The 15,758-nt window shown below is 53.5% G+C and carries 10 protein-coding genes; all 10 read right to left on the bottom strand.

Features of this window, described 5'->3' with window-relative positions; translation table 11 throughout:
- Positions 1–21: 21 nt before the first annotated feature.
- Entirely contained in the window at positions 22–861 is an 840-nt protein-coding gene (locus tag VE23_RS01150; RefSeq protein WP_228551416.1) for a hypothetical protein, read from the bottom strand.
- 67 nt (positions 862–928) lie between these two features.
- Positions 929–1,222: a glutamyl-tRNA amidotransferase gene (locus VE23_RS01145; RefSeq protein ID WP_256715116.1), complete on the bottom strand. Its 294-nt coding sequence runs from the start codon at positions 1,220–1,222 to the stop codon at positions 929–931.
- A gap of 11 nt (positions 1,223–1,233) precedes the next feature.
- Positions 1,234–3,003 (bottom strand): VirD4-like conjugal transfer protein, CD1115 family, encoded by a 1,770-nt coding sequence (locus VE23_RS01140; protein ID WP_048743973.1) that lies wholly within the window; start codon positions 3,001–3,003, stop codon positions 1,234–1,236.
- On the bottom strand, positions 2,990–3,181 hold the full coding sequence (locus VE23_RS01135; RefSeq protein WP_021877380.1) for a hypothetical protein: 192 nt from the start codon (positions 3,179–3,181) through the stop codon (positions 2,990–2,992). Before VE23_RS01135 ends, VE23_RS01140 begins: the two co-directional genes overlap by 14 nt.
- A 40-nt stretch (positions 3,182–3,221) precedes the next feature.
- Positions 3,222–4,124 (bottom strand): hypothetical protein, encoded by a 903-nt coding sequence (locus VE23_RS01130; protein ID WP_048743968.1) that lies wholly within the window; start codon positions 4,122–4,124, stop codon positions 3,222–3,224.
- A complete protein-coding gene (locus VE23_RS01125; RefSeq protein WP_069202417.1) occupies positions 4,121–5,083 on the bottom strand; it encodes a PcfB family protein in 963 nt (320 codons plus the stop codon). The genes VE23_RS01130 and VE23_RS01125 overlap by 4 nt, the downstream gene beginning before the upstream one ends.
- The gene (locus VE23_RS01120; protein WP_021877805.1) at positions 5,025–6,416 is read right to left on the bottom strand and encodes a relaxase/mobilization nuclease domain-containing protein; all 1,392 of its coding nucleotides are present in this window, start codon (positions 6,414–6,416) and stop codon (positions 5,025–5,027) included. Before VE23_RS01120 ends, VE23_RS01125 begins: the two co-directional genes overlap by 59 nt.
- Before the next feature lie 14 nt (positions 6,417–6,430).
- On the bottom strand, positions 6,431–6,874 hold the full coding sequence (locus tag VE23_RS01115) for a plasmid mobilization protein (RefSeq protein WP_021877804.1): 444 nt from the start codon (positions 6,872–6,874) through the stop codon (positions 6,431–6,433).
- A 246-nt stretch (positions 6,875–7,120) separates the two neighbouring features.
- Positions 7,121–8,068: a DUF3991 and TOPRIM domain-containing protein gene (locus VE23_RS01110; RefSeq protein ID WP_048743965.1), complete on the bottom strand. Its 948-nt coding sequence runs from the start codon at positions 8,066–8,068 to the stop codon at positions 7,121–7,123.
- A gap of 469 nt (positions 8,069–8,537) precedes the next feature.
- On the bottom strand, positions 8,538–15,758 hold the full coding sequence (locus tag VE23_RS27805; RefSeq protein ID WP_437348426.1) for a DEAD/DEAH box helicase family protein: 7,221 nt from the start codon (positions 15,756–15,758) through the stop codon (positions 8,538–8,540).

Raw genomic sequence — 15,758 nt, 5'->3', positions numbered from 1 at the left:
CTCCCATCATTCACAAGGTGATTACAGTCCCATCATTTCGCGCACGATACGATCTGCCATCTTCACCGTACCGACAAGAACGAGCATGTTGAAAATGAGTTCCCCGATATACGTCCACACCATCGTAACCGCGCCCGCACTAGAATCGACGGCTGGAGGAGCGGTAGCAAAGGCGGAATAAATGATACACGCCAGTACAATAATCGCGCCTTCCAGACACGCTGCCGCGTATCCTTTCAGGAACGACTTGCCGATATTTTGGCTTGGCTCCCCCGCAAATGCGGACAGCGGAACGGGGGCTATTGCCGTATACAAATAGATACGGAAAAAGCGCCCGTACACCGAAAGGATCATCACAAAGGATAGCACCGTAATGAACAAACTGCCGAGAATGGTGACGATCCACAGCGGAATGCTTTGCCAGAAGCCAACGTCTTCAATCGCTTGCGCTACCGTATCCGGCAAGGCCATAGCCTCTGTCGTTCCAAACCCGGAGCGTCCCATCATCGTTGAGATGATCCCCTGTACAATCGTAAAGAGAGCCATCATCAACTCCAGACCATAGGTTACGACCGCCTTGGCGAGCACAAAGCGGATAAACAGCTTGACGGCCATCTCCGGCCTTTTCACTTCCGCAAAACTGCCGGTCGACTTCACCACGCCAATCACAAAAAACAAGACCAGAAGCGCCAGTCCCGTCGCCTGCAACGCACCGTGAATATCTGTGATGACACGCCAAACGCCCCCACCCTTAAAATCCGCTGGCGATTGCGTAACGAGGCTCCAGATTTCATTCATCTTATCGTTCCAGGTATCCAAGGCATTTTCGAGGTTGTCGATCACCCAACTGTTTTTTGACACATGCTCACCCCTTCCGTAAACGGGGAACAGACGAAACGTCCGCCCCCCTTCATGCAAAGCTTCAGGCTCATCCGGCAATCAGGGTAAGAATTTCCTTCGTAAACGTAATAATGACCCCTCCGGCGAGCGTCAGAAACCCGTTTGCGCGCTGAGAAGGGTCATGGGATTTTAGCGACAATCCAATTTGAACAATGCCGAAACCGAGAATAATCATGCCAATCGCACGGATTAAACCGAAGATAAAAGTAGACAGGTTGTTGACTGTCGTCATCGGATCGCCCTCTGCATAAGCAGTGGAGACGAATACAGTTCCCGTTAAGATCAGCACGATGTACAGGGCCAGCAGCCGTTTCGTTTTCATTTTCAAGTTCATCATTCCCTTCGTAAAAATAGCGACTCTACTTCTTCTTCCGAAAGAAGTTCATAATCCCCGTCTGCATGAAGGAACACGGATTGCCAGTCCAAAGCGTGTTCCGTGCCGCCATGCTGATAGGGAAGACCGTTACCATCCGTCGTGAGCGAGACATGAGGATGCCTGAGCAAATCATATTTGTCGTCCTGGACTGGATGTTCGCCACGGATAAAGAGCAGGCAAAAGCGGTTATCCAGCAACCTCACCTCGTCTGGTGTGAGCAATTCGCGGCCTGATTGCTGGTAGTTGATCGAGTAGCTGCCGTTTCTCCCCTTACTCTGGCCGTAGGTATTGGTATCAATCGTTTCCTTGCCAAGCAGCTCCGAGACGTATTTGTGGGTAGACTGTTCGTTGCCGCCCAAGTACAAAAATTCGTCGCAGTTGCCCACAATCGATTCCCACGCATCCTTGTACAGCGCCTTGAGTTGCGCTAAATTTTGCAAAATGATAGAAACGGAAATTTCCCGGCTGCGCATCGTGGAGAGCAGCTTGTCAAATTCGTCGGGAAGCGCTACATTGGCGAACTCGTCCATGACAAAGTGAACATGAACCGGCAGGCGTCCGCCATGCCGATAGTCCGCCTCGTACATCAAGCATTGAAAAAGCTGCGTGTAGAGCATGCCGACAATGAAGTTGAAGCTGCTGTCGTTATCGGGAATGACGGCAAACATCGCCGTCTTCTTCTCCCCCATAACGGGCAATTCCATTTCGTCGACCATGCTCATCCCCGCAATCGTATGCAAATTGAACTTCTCCAATCGAACGCCGAGGCCAATTAAAATGGACTTGGCCGTCTTGCCCGCCGCCAGCTTGAAAATGTTGTACTGCTTGACGGCAAGGTGTTCCGGATCGCGCATGGCCAGCCGCTCGAATAGTTCATCGAGCGGGCTTTGGTACGTTTCGTCCTCCTCCCGCACCTCCGCAGCCGCGATCATTTCCATGACCATTGGGAAGTTTTGCTCCTCGGGCGGTGCTTCATATAGGAGGTATAGCACGAGCGCTTCCAGCAAGGCGGTCTCGGATCGCTCCCAAAAGGGATCGTTGGTATTGCTGCCCTTCGGTGTCGTATTGCGGATCAGATTGGTGACCAGCTTGAGAACATCCTTGTCGTCTTGCAAATAGGCGAATGGATTGTAGCCATGCGAACGGTGTTGATTGATGAGATCCAGCACCTTGATGTCATAGCCTTCGGACTTGAGTAGATGCCCGGTATCGCGCAAAATTTCGCCCTTGGGATCGAGCACGACAAAGGACGTATGCGCCTGCATAACGTTCGGCTTGGCGTAAAACCGCGTTTTGCCGGACCCGGAACCGCCGACGACAAGAACATTCAGGTTCCGGCGATGCTTGCGGCCATCCAAGCCGATGCGTACCTGCTGCGTCAGAATCTTATTTTGTTCCGGTTGCTTGTCGCGATACTTGGCATTTATCCGTCCGGCCTTGCCCCATCGTGCGCTGCCATGCTCTTCGCGCCGCCGATAGTTGCGCGGGGACGCCAAGTAGATGCCGACCGAAATCCCATAAATCAACGTGAACAGCAACAAGCTTCGCGGCGTATCCTCGACCCATTGAATCTGGAAGGGATTGTTAATCGCCTCGCTGAGATACAGCAGAAGTGCCGGTAATCCCTTTGACAAAGCGGGGGCGGCAAGCAGCGCCGCCCACACGACCGGAATAAAAAAAACCGCAAAGAGTAAAAGATTACTCCTTGCGGTTTCAGCGCGCCGCATGATGACTCCGGCGCTTTATTTTTTGATAGGGAGCGTCAATCGCTTTGAGCAGTAAATCGTCAACAGGATCGGTCGGCCGCTGCTGGCCGATCAAGTCGTTGCGGAGCGCATTCAAGGCGTTGATGACAATGCCATGCTCGTAATGATCCATTCTCAGGATGCGTTCTTCCTCTTTCATCGCCACTCCTCCCAACAGAAAAATGAAAAGCATGCCACGACTAGCGGATGGAATCGCTGCGATTCGGTTGCTGCTGTCGCTGCTGGGCCAGCATACGGTGTATACGACGGGAAATGTCGTGTGCCGCATCCTTCATCACCGTCAGCTCGGCGCGAATATGCTGCGGCTCCAACTCCTTGAGCCGTTCGTGAACCTGGCCGAAGCGGAAAGAAGCCGTCTCGACGCCGAACTTTTTGCAAAGCATATACGCAGCGCAATAAGCTTGGAAATTGTAATGGGAGCGGCTGTAGTCGTTATGGCCGCGATCAATCTCCGCATGCGCCAACTCCTGTGCGAGCGCCCGAAAAATGTCACTGGCCCCAAGCCCGTGACGTATCACGATGTTTCGCGTATCCGGCTGATAGAGCGCATGAACCTCCGCAGGCAAGGCATCTCCAATCGTAATCGTAACAGGTGAGCGGTCCATCAATGCCTTGATGCGCGTGCGGTCATCCGGGTAGATCGGCGATTCCTTTTTCGGTGCGGTTGTTTGCGCAACATCGAACATCTTCTTGGGGTTGTAGCTGATTGCGGTACTCCCATCTTCTCGCTTGTATTCCTCGCCTGGCTCCAAGATGTAAAATCCGGATTCCTTGCGACGGATATAGACGCCTTGTTCTTTCCAGCTATCAAAATCAGCAATGCGAGTGGCATCCGGGCGCTGCGCGAAAATAAGCAGCGCATTCGCGACGCTGTAGAGATCAAAACGGCTTTGTACGTCCAGATAATGCTGAAATTGTTCGCCGTTTTGCGTAATGGCGGCTGTGGCAGTATCAATCGTCTCATACGTCCACTGCCGCAGTTCTTGCTTTTTTTGCGCCCACGCTTCTTTGTCGAACGGCTGCTCACGCTGACCGGAGGCCGTCGTGACTTGGGGCTGGAATAACTCGTCCAGTTCGCTCATTTCGATTTCCCTCGCTTTCGACTCCCGGCCATCGGAACGGATGCTTTACTGCCGGACGCCGAATTCCCGCGATCTCTGCGCTTAGGCAACGACGGTTCCTGCACCTGCTGCCGCCGTCTGCTCTCTGCCGCCCGGTTTTCCTCCCGAATTTCACGCAGCAATTGGCGGACGGACACTTTTTCCTTCGGCTTTTCAGGGTCAATCGTAACCCTTTCGTATGCCGCGCTGCGCTCGGAGGTAGGCGCGGACGGAGAGGATGGTTCCGTTGTCCTCTCCTCCTGTGTCGGCGGGAGGGGAAGCGGACGCTCCGGTTCCGTTCGCTCGACCTCCCACGCCTCGGCCGCCGGTTGATCGGTTCCCTGCTGCTCGTTTACCGGCTGCACCTCCGCCGCCGGCTCGGGCTTTCCCAACAGATCGTCCAAAAAATCTTCGCTCACTACCGCTCCCTCATTTGAAGCTGGCGACTCGTTGGCTCCTTCTTCGGGTGTCCCGGCATGTTGCTCCGGTGGTTGCGCCGCCCCTTCACGCTCGACCGACTGCTTCTCGCTGCGGGATTTCACAATCTCCTGCTTGATGCTGGCCGTATCTACGGTCGCCAGCTTGAAGCGTTCAACGATTCGGTTGATCTTGGACGCATCCTCGGCCCGTACCATGACGTCGCAAAGCCCGTCCACATTTTTCTTGTCACGCAGCGCGCAATAGAGGACACCATACCGCTTCGCTTCTTTGCAAAACGTCGGCAAGTCTTCATTTCGTACTGCAAATACCTTCAGTTCCTTACCGCTGCGCAGCAAGCTTTCCAAACGAATGCGGCCTCTTGTTCGTTTTTGCCCTTGCAGGGCGGCGAACAAATAAACAGCCAGATGCTTCGCGCCTTCGCCGGAAATTTTCGCCATGACTTCAATGCCACGAAGACTCATGCTGACGACCTGATCGGCCGCCTCGGTTCCGCTGCTCATGGACATTGGCCTCCCTTCGTGTCGATTGGTCTTCCTCGTTACGTTGCAGCTTGTTTGCCAGTTCGTCGGATCGGGCAAGAACGCCCGTACAAAGCCTCACCTCCTTTCGGAGCTTCGCAAGCTGACGGGAAAGTTCGGCAATTTGCGATTTATACGACTCGATTTGCTCGGGAAGCTGACAGCGGCGAAGCCGGTTGTACAGCATTTTGCGGGAGCCGTATCCTTGTCGCAATTCCGTTTGCAGCCCGTCAAGATAACCCGTCAATTGATCCGTATTGAAAATTCGATGACGGCATAACAGCTTGGTTTGCTCCGTGATGGCCGTCAGATATCGTAAGTCTTCGCGCAATAAAAAAGACGTCCGTTTGAGGGACGCGCGGGAATGAGGCAGAATCCCCATCTTGAATAAGTACCGCAGATACAAGGCTTGCAGACCGCTAAATCTACGTCCGATATGCAGGGTACTGCGAACGATGACGGCTCGTCTGCGCCGCGGCAACGGCATCGGTGGCTGACGCTGCGGTAACTGGTTTTGCAGAATACGCTCTTTTATCGCATGCTCCGTGTAATCGTCGCCAAGACTGCGCAATCGAACAAACCGCTCTTTGCCCGGCGGGCGTACCGCCAAATGCTTGACGTTCGACTTCATTTCATAACCCTGCTTCTGAAGGATCGCGAAAAATTGCGTCATCGTCATGGCAGCGGCGATAGCGGCGTCGATGTCCTCGCGTATCAAGCCGCGCCAAGTCGGCTTGCTTTCCTGTTCCGCTCGCCACTCACCGTAATGCTTGGCCTTACCCGGTTCCGGCTGCTCGATGACCGATAAGGCATGCTCCCGGCAAAGTCGATCGGATGTTTGCCGCATCAGCGCGTAAGAGGCTTTGTTATCGTAGTAGCGTTTACCGTCCAGGAACGACACCGCATTAAGTACGAAATGATTGTGCAAGTGCTCCTTGTCCAAATGGGTTGATACAACGACTTCAAAGCGCTCCCCCCATAGCTCCTGCGCCAGTTTGATGCCAATGGCATGTGCCACCTCCGGCGTCGTTTCGCCCGGTGCAAACGCCTGATACCCGTGAAAAGCCACAATGCCATCAGTCTTTTGAAATTGTCGTTTGGTTCGCTGCATTTGCTCGTAAGCGGTAAGCGGATCGCAATTGATCCCGCTCACGTAAAGCTGTTTTTCCGTTTTGGCATCCGCGCTGGTATAAGCGAGCACCTGCTGTAAATCATCATGCGCTACACGCGCTTGATCGGTCTTATCAGGATTGGTGGCGTAATCCAGCACACGCTTGAGGCGGTCGGTAACGTCCCATATTGCGGTTGTCGCCATGTGCGCTGTCCCCTTTACGGTGGATGTACGTTAGAATTTCCTTGTAGCTCGTTTCTCGGTTCCGGTGCGGTCACGGCTTGTTGAATCTGCTGGACGGCGCGGCGCAAGTGGTCTGCTTCCTGCTGAAAAGCCGCTCGATCCAGATGACCTGTCGCATGGGCCTTCGCTGCGAGTTGGTTAAGGTTATTGCCGATGGCGTGAAGCTCGCGCATCATAGCGAAATAGTCCGTTGGCGGCATCGCCTTCGGGACATATCTATTAATCAGGGATCGAATATAACCTTCCTGTGAAAGTCCCGATGTCTTCGCACTCGCTTGGAGCTTTGCGTTTTCATCATGGTTCACCCATACCTGAATGCGAATCGCTCGTCTTCTCATCATGTTCACTCCTTCTTCAAAGGACATGGCTCGCACGAAATAGCTGAATGGTTTCTGCTGTTTCTGAAAGATACCGATCATTGTTGAAACCTATATTCTTATTAAAAGAGCGTGTAGCTGAGGCAGGGGTATTAGGGGCTTGCCCCTAACAAGCGAATTTGGGAGACCAAATTCAGTGCTTGCTGCAACACGAGACATTCGTCTCGCGTCGCCCTGAAGGCACCTGCCGGGAAAAAGGGGAGGGGCATCGAAACGACAAAAAGACGCTGATCGCTCAGCATCATCGAAAAGACATGATTCACTTACAGCCGATCCCCGTACCCATCGCTAACGCGTTAGCTCAGAGCGATGTTTTCGATAAGCTACCAGTTCATCGTTAACATCTTCACCTTTAGGTAGCTCGTCGGAAATGGCATAAGCGGTGCCAAGCAAACGAATAATCATATTTGCCGCTGAACGGCCCGGATCGTTGTTATCTAAATGAAGCACCAGACGATTAACCTTTGGATAGCTTTGCAAATAATGAGTGAGTGCAGCCGGTGTCGTATCTTCATACGTATTTTCTTTTGGACCATATATCCCTCCAAGTGATAATTGATGAGATAAACGCCAGTCCTTTTCAAAGATTGAGGCAAGAGTACAATACGATAACAGATCAATCGAACTCTCAAATACATGCAGTTCAGAGCTGTTCCCAATGGCGGGGATGGAGAACGAATACCGTTTGTCACTACCTGACGCTTCGCTCCTGTATCGGGTTTTGGTTGTTCCTCGAATCGCTGCGTACCGTGGGGAACCTTTCAAATCAAATCCCACAAATACTGCGTTATGGTACATTCGGCTTTCGTAAAGACGTCCCGAGTCGAGACAGAATTCGATTACGTCGCGAGAAATGCCGCGTTTGCGAAGATAAGCGATGACGCGATTCGAATTCTCATACGGTTCGGGAAGCTCCAGCCGCGCATTTGAACCATCCTGCTGAATGGCAGGGGTAGCTGGAGCCATGTGAACGGGTGGATTACCGTCAATTTGCAGCACCGCATCGGGAAACGACATGCCTCTTACTTTAATGAGGTAGTCCAGCGCAGAACGACCGCCGATCCCCCTAGACCACCAGAACCATTTACCGTTGGAGATTTTAAGGCTGTCGTGGGAGCGGGTCGAATAGGCGTTGCGCGAGCACCGCACCAGTTCGTATGGCTCGAAACATTGCAAATAGGTGAGCAGGTCCAATTGCTTTGCACGTTCGATTTGTTCCTTGCTTACATAGCTCATTGCCGTAGTTCCTCTCGAAAAAAGTAAATTAGCCACAACGGGCTTTAAAAATCGTGTCTCTTAATTGTAAGGCTGATTTTCTTTCATCCTGCTTCATTTGTTCATCGTGCCTTACCCTTCTTTTTGGGATACAGATAAGCTCTTCTTTCCCTCAACTCTGAAGCGCCTTTCTTTTTCATGAATGCGTCTAACTCGCTTTCATAGACTTGACTGGTCACCCCGTTCGAATCACGGATGTAATAATACGTGTCTCCAAATCAGTTCTTCCCTTTGGATATCAATTCCAATTCCGGCATGGTTTCTCCCTCCTCGGTCGGATCGGTTCCATAACAAATAGGCGGTAGAATCGGGCAAAAGCATCCGCCGCCGCTTGGGATGGCATACAACATGTGCGTACCTCCAGAAATGCGAAAAGGACCCCAAAAGCCGGAGTCCGTTTCGTCCTGTGATTTATACCTTTCCATTGCTGTTATCGCTCTCGATCCGCAACCCGCCGTTCGGGTGCTTCCGGTTCTTCATCCGACACGCTGTCCACGGCTTCGTTTTCCCTTTTGTCCATGTTCAGCAGCACATTTAACTCCGCGAGCCGCGCGGACTTCGTTTGCAATTCCTGCTCCTGCTTGAACGGTGCCTCGATCTGCTCCTTCGCCGTTACCATCTGTTGCTTGAGTGTTGCGAGCTGGTCACGGCAATAGGCGAGCTTATTCGGCAAATCCGACAAGGTGTTGTTTATTCGACTCATATTGCCGCCTGCATCCGGTCCTAACGTAATCGTATGGCCCAAAGCGCCGCGCAGCGTCACCTTGTATTCCTTTGCAAAGCTATCAAACGATAGCCATAAGGAAAAGCCCATGTAACTGCCTGCATCCTGCGGATCGGGAGAGGTCATGCCCTTGCAGGCTTCCAGCAGGGCAACGCCCGCCGTAGCACGTTCCGAGTACGTGTAATCTTTGATGGTCATACCGGGAAAACGGGAATCGTCGCTGCTAGCCTTTTCCGACGCTTGGGCGCGCATGAACAAGGCCACGTCCTGCTCATACCCAGCAATGCGTTCCTCCGTTGACTTGAACTGTTGCGGCAGCATTTTGAGCAGCCGATCCTCCAGCGCATAACGCTGGCTTAAATGATTCGCCTTGAGCAGCTTGAGCTTGGATACCTGGATGTCGAGGTCCATCTTCTCCTTGATGTACGGATTTCCGGTCGCCAGCGCTTTAACTTCAGCATAGGACAAAGCCGTCTCATCAATGTCCTCGGCAGAACGAACCGGCGATTTGCTGGTCATGATCTGCGAGATAAACCGCTGCTTGTTCTCCAGCGTTTGATAGAGGTAAGCGTCAAACGTGTTCTCTGTGACATAACGGAAGATGTGAACCTCGCTGTTCTGGTTGCCTTGCCGAATAATCCGCCCGCTGCGCTGCTCCAGGTCGCGTGGTCGCCACGGACAATCGAGGTCATGAAGCGCGATCAACTTGGTCTGAACGTTCGTTCCCGCACCCATCTTAAACGTCGATCCGAGCAATATGCGAATCTGTCCCGTTCGCACCTTGGCAAACAGTTCCTTCTTCTTCACTTCTGTATTGGCGTCGTGAATGAAGGCGATCTCCTCAACCGGAACGCCTTTCTCCGTCAGTTTTCGCCGCAGCTCGTCGTACACATTAAAGGTTCCGTCCTGCTTAGGAATGGAAAGGTCGCAAAAGACCAGCTGCGCGAGCCGCTGATCCCGACTGTCGGCCCATTGCCGAAAGACGTTATCCGCGCAGGCGCTTACTTTACTGCCTTCGTCATCGGGTAGCATGGCGTTTGCCAGCCGCTGATCGAGGGCCAGCTTGCGTCCGTCGTTGGTGATCTTGAGCATGTTGTCTTCATGCGGCTCTACTCGCTTCGCTCGCACCAGTTCGGCGCGGCTGGCGAGATCCGCGACCATCTCACGCTGAAAATCGCTCGGCGGAACAGCGACGTTGTGGAAGTGGGCTTTGGGAACCGGAAGCTGGAGCATATCCGCTGTCTGAATGTCCGCCACTTCCTTAAAGACGTTCATCAGCTCCGGCAAATTATAAAAACGGGCAAACCGCGTTTTCGCGCGATAGCCCGTTCCTTCCGGTGCCAATTCGATGGCAGTAACTGTTTCGCCAAATGTTGAAGCCCACGAATCAAAGTGCTGCAAGCCTTGCCCGCGGAGCCGCTCGTATTGCAAGTAGCGCTGCATCGTGTACATCTCGGTGATGGAGTTGGAGATCGGCGTACCCGTGGCAAAAATAATGCCCCGTCCCTCGGTCAATTCATCCAAATAGCGGCACTTGGCAAACATGTCCGATGACTTTTGCGCTTCGGTTTGCGATAGCCCGGCGACATTGCGCATTTTCGTATAAAGGAATAGATTTTTGTACGAGTCTGCTTCGTCGACGAACAATCGATCGATGCCGAGTTCCTCAAAGGTAACCACATCATCCTTACGGCTCGTGTCGTTCAGCTTCTCCAGCTTGACCTGCAGCGTCTTCTTTGTCCTCTCAAGCTGCTTGATGGCGTACCGCTCGCCCTTGGCTTCCTTTAGCTCGCGGATGCCGCTGGTGATTTCGGATATTTGCTCGTAAAGCTGTTGCCGCTGGCGCTCCGCCGAGATCGGAATTTTTTCAAATTGCGAGTGGCCGATAATAATCGCGTCGTAATCGCCGGTGGCAATCCGTGCGCAGAACGTCTTCCGGTTCTTCGTTTCAAAATCCTTCTTGGTGGCGACAAGTACGTTCGCGGACGGATAGAGCATCAAAAATTCCGCAGCCCATTGCTCGGTCAGATGATTAGGAACAACCAACATGCTTTTGTTGCACAGGCCCAAATGCTTGCTTTCCATTGCCGCGGCGGTCATCGCAAAGGTTTTGCCCGCGCCGACGCAATGGGCGAAAAGGGAATTGCCGCCGTAGAGCGTTCGGGCAACCGCATTGACCTGATGCTGCCGCAACCGGATTTCCGGGTTCATCCCGGTGAAGCGGATATGACTTCCATCATATTCGCGCGGACGGATGGAATTAAATCGATCATTGTACAGTCGCGTGAGCTGCTCCCGGCGCTGCGGATCTTGCCATATCCAGTCTCGAAACGCTTCCTTCATGGCTTCCTGCTTTTGCTGCGCGATAGCCGTTTCCTGCTTGTTCAGCACCCGCTTTTCCACACCGTTTTCAACGGCCGTATCGAATATCCGTACATCCCGCAGATTCAGCGTGTCTTCGAGAATTTTGTACGCATTGATGCGATTCGTACCGTAGGTGACATTGGCCTTAATATTGTTACTACGATCATCGCTTTTGCCTTTAACGTTCCAGGCTGCTGTGTAGCCGGAATACATCACGTTGATGGAGGTTTGGTACATATACGGCGTATCCACCAGTTCGAAAATGAATGCCCGAATGACTTCCGGCGGCAGCCAGGTTGCGCCCAGTCGTACATCAATCTCGGAAGCGTCCAAGTCCATCGGCTGCACGGCTTCCAGCGCTTTAACATTTTCAGCGTACCGCTCGGCGTCAAAGGCCGCAAACTGTTTGGCAGTGCGCAGCTTTTCACGAACATTGCCCGATAAATACGCATCCGCTGTTTCGTATATCGGTTGTCCTTCTTCGTCCAGATTTTCAGGATTCGGGAAGATCACGCCGCGAAGCTCCTGCACAAGCAGTTCCTGCGCGAGTCCGGTCAACTCTGCCATATACGGCAAATCGACGCGAGCTTTCGTACCGATGGAAACCGCCAGCGCCTCCGAAGCCGTATCCACCTGTTTTATGTTGGTGCGTTGCCGAATGGTACGCTTCGTGAACATATCCGCCTTACGTAGCAACCGTCCTTCCTCATCTATGACTTCCAACGAACAGAGAAGGAAGTACGAGCTGTCATCCGAAAAGGCAAGGCTATTGGCGCGACTGTTAATCAGGCCGTATTGCGTTGTGAACCGTTCGTATTGCGTATCCAGCTTGCGCTGTTGCTCCCTTATCGCTTCGTCGCTGTAATCCTCGGTTTGGTATTCGATCAGTTCGCGCACCGTGTCCCGAAGCTGAATCATGCCCTTGATACGGCCCGCCGCAGTTGCTGATGTTTCAACCGGTCGCATCCGGCTGTTTTCCCGAAAATAGATGCGTCCTTCGACCAGCGCAAAGCTGAAATTACGAACGGACGGGTCGGCAGGCAGGGAGACTTCCTCCTCCTCCGGCTGTTCCTCCCGTTCCAAGTCGAACCACTCCGCATGGATGTTCGCTAGCGCCTCACGCAGCAGCTCGTCCAAAGGAGCGTCCGGGTAGGGACGACAGGTCGTTTCCTGTTGATTGCCGTACATCCGATCATCGTAGGCCATCGTACCAAGAACCATTTCGGGGCGGGCCGCAAAGTAGCTATTCACCGGTACATCCTCTGCCGTAACGCCGAGCGAAAGCCATTCCTCGGTGTGCTCGCTGACGGCCATCTTACGGTCCCGTTTTTGCAAAAACAAAATGTCGGCGGTCACTTCGGTTCCGGCATTCGCCAGGAACGCATTATTAGGCAGACGCACCGCGCCAAGCAGCGCGGCCCGTTCCGCGATGTATTTTCGGACGGTTGGGTTATGTTTGTCCATCGTTCCTTTGGAGGTAATAAAGGCGATGATGCCGCCCGGACGAACCTTATCCAGCGTCTTCGCAAAGAAATAGTCGTGAATCAGAAACTTGTGCTTATCGTATTTTTTGTCGGCCACGCCGTAGCTGCCGAACGGGACGTTACCAATCGCGAGGTCAAAAAAGCTGTCCGGCAAGCTGGTTTGCTCGTAGCCGCTGACAGCAATCGATACTTGCGGGTAAAGCTGCCGCGCGATGCGCCCGGTGATGCTGTCCAGCTCAACGCCAAACAACCGAGCGTCCTGAAATGACTCCGGCAATAGACCGAAAAAATTGCCGATGCCGCAAGACGGCTCCAAAATATTACCGCTACGAAAGCCCATTCTCTCCAGGCAATCGTACATCGCCTTGATGACGGTTGGAGAGGTGTAGTGCGCATTTAGCGTGGAGGCGCGGGCGGATGCATATTCCTCCGGGTCCAGCAAATCTCGCAGCTCCGCATATTCGGGTCCCCATTGCGGATTCCCATCATCAAACGCTTGCGGAATCCCGCCCCAGCCCACATAACGGGCAAGCACAGCCTGTTCGTCCGCTGTCGCCTGACGGTTATCCTTCTCCAGTTTCCCGAGCAGCCGAATCGCTTCCACATTCCACTTGTACTTGGTTTTCGCGCCGCCATGTCCCAATTCGTTGTCCATGATTCGGTAGTTGCTGACCGGAGCCAATTCATGCCGAAGCTTGGGGGCAGCGGAAGGAGGAGAGGGAGTCAATCCCTCACCTTCATCATGTGCCGCTTGCTCCGGTTCGTCCACCAGTTCCGTATCCCATTCCGCGTGTTCCGAATCCGATTCCTGCTGGCCGGAAATCAGATGATCGTTCAGCGGATTCTCGCGCAGCATGCGCTCGAAATCCCGGCGATTCATTTCCTGCATGAATAACGGAAATTGAACGTCCTGCAGTACAACCTTTCGCGGCTCCATCTGCGCAATTTCGTATTCATCCGCACCGATAAATACTTTGCTGCCCTCAGTATACGCATAGTGCGCCCGAGCCCGGTTGGGTATTTGCTGCGACTCATCCGGCTGCACTTCCGAAAGCGGCAGATTGTGTTCCGTCTTTTCCGCCGCGCGCTGCCTGCGCTTCTCCTCCTGCTGCTCGGCATAGGCAGGCAATCGTTCTTCTTCCTGGCGGTTTAGATAACGGCCCGCTGCCAGCAGCTCGCCGATTCGCTTTTGCACCTTGATCCATGGCAACACTACTTTAACGTCCGGGTTCATAATAGAACCTCGTGTCACCGTAATTCCCTTACTATCGTGATTTTCATGAATATCGGTGCCGATCAGAGCAGGGAGGCGCCCGCCAGTGCCATATTCCCGTTTCAGAAAATCAGCGTTTTCCTGCGCCGATAACGACTGTTGGAAAAATAGCGCGATGCGATGCTTTCCACTCTCAAAACCACTTCCACCTTGCAGAACAGCGTCGATGGCCGCTTGAGGAAGTGAAAAAGCGGAGGCTTTTTCGTCCTCCGCTTGCTTCATCCATAATGTCTGCTGCTGAATAGAAGGCACCGATGTACGAACAGGATCAAACTCGTTAAGGATCATCATGCTGGCGAAATGCCCGGCAATCACCGACCAATCGTAAAAGCTCTGCGCCGTCCGCTGCTCCGCCGATCCCGTCCAAAGATGCAGTACGTTGCGGTACGGCTCAAAACCGGCCTTTATGTCATCATCTAGCGTTAACTCCGTGATTCCCGGAGGGAACAGACTGCGTATATACAGCGTCCGTTCCCGATCTTCCTTATTCACATCAAAAAAGGCTTCGATAGCCGCCTTGCTCTCGGAAAGCGGCGCGGCGCGAAGCATATCGTTGATGATCGCTTGGTCATGAAAAAACGGAAGACTTCTGTCCTCCGTTTCCCGGTCGTACCATTTTAGTGATAAATCAGCTCCGTGAGAATCAGTTCCTCCGCTTGCTGCTTCAAGCTGTTCATGTGACTCGTCCAGCCCATCGGGTCGGTCGCCTTGTCCGGGGCCGGGTGCTGCCGAGTCAGTTCCTGCATCGTCAGGTTGATCTGCTCCCGTGCTGTCCGGTCGATGTCCGCCAGATGCCGGGTCAGTTGCTCCGACAGCATCAGGTGCGCGTAGGTTCCCTTCCGCTGCTCCTTGAGAAACGTCTTGTGCAACATCCCATATTTCCCGATGCTCATCGGTTCGGTCAGCGTCAGGTCGGGCAGCAGGTAATCCCCGCTCGGCGTGTAGGTCAGTTCCATGCTCAATCATCCTTTCGCGTAATTTAGCTTCATTTTGCGGCAAGGATTCTGGCCTTGCAACGGTACGACTCGCCTGTCGCTCTTTTTTTCGCTGCTCATCGCGGCGCATCGCCCGAACGGTGGATTCAATCTCGCGCAGCATCGTTTCAGCTACGTCGCTGATCGCCGCGCCCAAATGTGACAGCGCAGGGAGCGTATTGAAATAGCCGACACCGGACAGATCGTCAACGCTGATGTAACGGGAGGGTTCCAGACCGCAGCGTGTCAGCGCCATAAAGGTGACCGCGTGTTGAGCGGCTTCCCTGAACAACAGTTCCACATGCGGCTCATCCAGTTCTTCCAGCAGGCTGTTATCGCGTTCGGCCAGCAGCATTCGCACGTAATCGGCGCTGTGATCCTCCACCGCGTCTCGGGCAGCAGACAACAGCGTGTCAACCAACTCCATACCAGGCTCTCGTTCACTGCCAAATGCATTTTCCAGCGTTTCGATGACGGCTTCCGTATCCGGCTCCTCCATGCGCCATAGGGAGATGGGTTGTCGGCTGCGGCTCTGCGTGTCCGACACATCGAAGACATGACGCAGCCCCAGATGACTGCCCCGATCCTCGATCAGCGCGATGCCTTTTGCGCCGCGCTTTACCCAACGGTTCAACCGCTTGTTCCAGATTTCAATTGAAGCACAGGCCGTAGCATCGGGGCGCTGCGCGTAAATCAAAAGTTGATCTTGAAACGGATACTTGTAGTTCCAGGCTGCCGTTCGCAGAAAATCGGCCCAGCGCTCGGGGTGATCCGAAACCGCATGGGCCGTACTGGCGGCAAGCTCGGACATTCGCTGCAACTTGGCTGTCAA

Source organism: Paenibacillus sp. D9 (assembly GCF_001188365.1).
GTDB classification, from domain to species: Bacteria; Bacillota; Bacilli; order Paenibacillales; family Paenibacillaceae; genus Paenibacillus_O; species Paenibacillus_O humicus.
This window is presented reverse-complemented; position numbering and strand designations above follow the sequence as displayed.

Coding starts and splice junctions, on each gene's coding strand:
- VE23_RS01140 (WP_048743973.1), bottom strand. CDS start 3,003: ATGCGGCGCGCTGAAACCGCAAGGAGTAATCTTTTACTCTTTGCGGTT.
- VE23_RS01135 (WP_021877380.1), bottom strand. CDS start 3,181: ATGAAAGAGGAAGAACGCATCCTGAGAATGGATCATTACGAGCATGGC.
- VE23_RS01120 (WP_021877805.1), bottom strand. CDS start 6,416: ATGGCGACAACCGCAATATGGGACGTTACCGACCGCCTCAAGCGTGTG.
- VE23_RS01115 (WP_021877804.1), bottom strand. CDS start 6,874: ATGATCGGTATCTTTCAGAAACAGCAGAAACCATTCAGCTATTTCGTG.
- VE23_RS01145 (WP_256715116.1), bottom strand. CDS start 1,222: ATGAAAACGAAACGGCTGCTGGCCCTGTACATCGTGCTGATCTTAACG.
- VE23_RS01125 (WP_069202417.1), bottom strand. CDS start 5,083: ATGAGCAGCGGAACCGAGGCGGCCGATCAGGTCGTCAGCATGAGTCTT.
- VE23_RS01130 (WP_048743968.1), bottom strand. CDS start 4,124: ATGAGCGAACTGGACGAGTTATTCCAGCCCCAAGTCACGACGGCCTCC.
- VE23_RS01110 (WP_048743965.1), bottom strand. CDS start 8,068: ATGAGCTATGTAAGCAAGGAACAAATCGAACGTGCAAAGCAATTGGAC.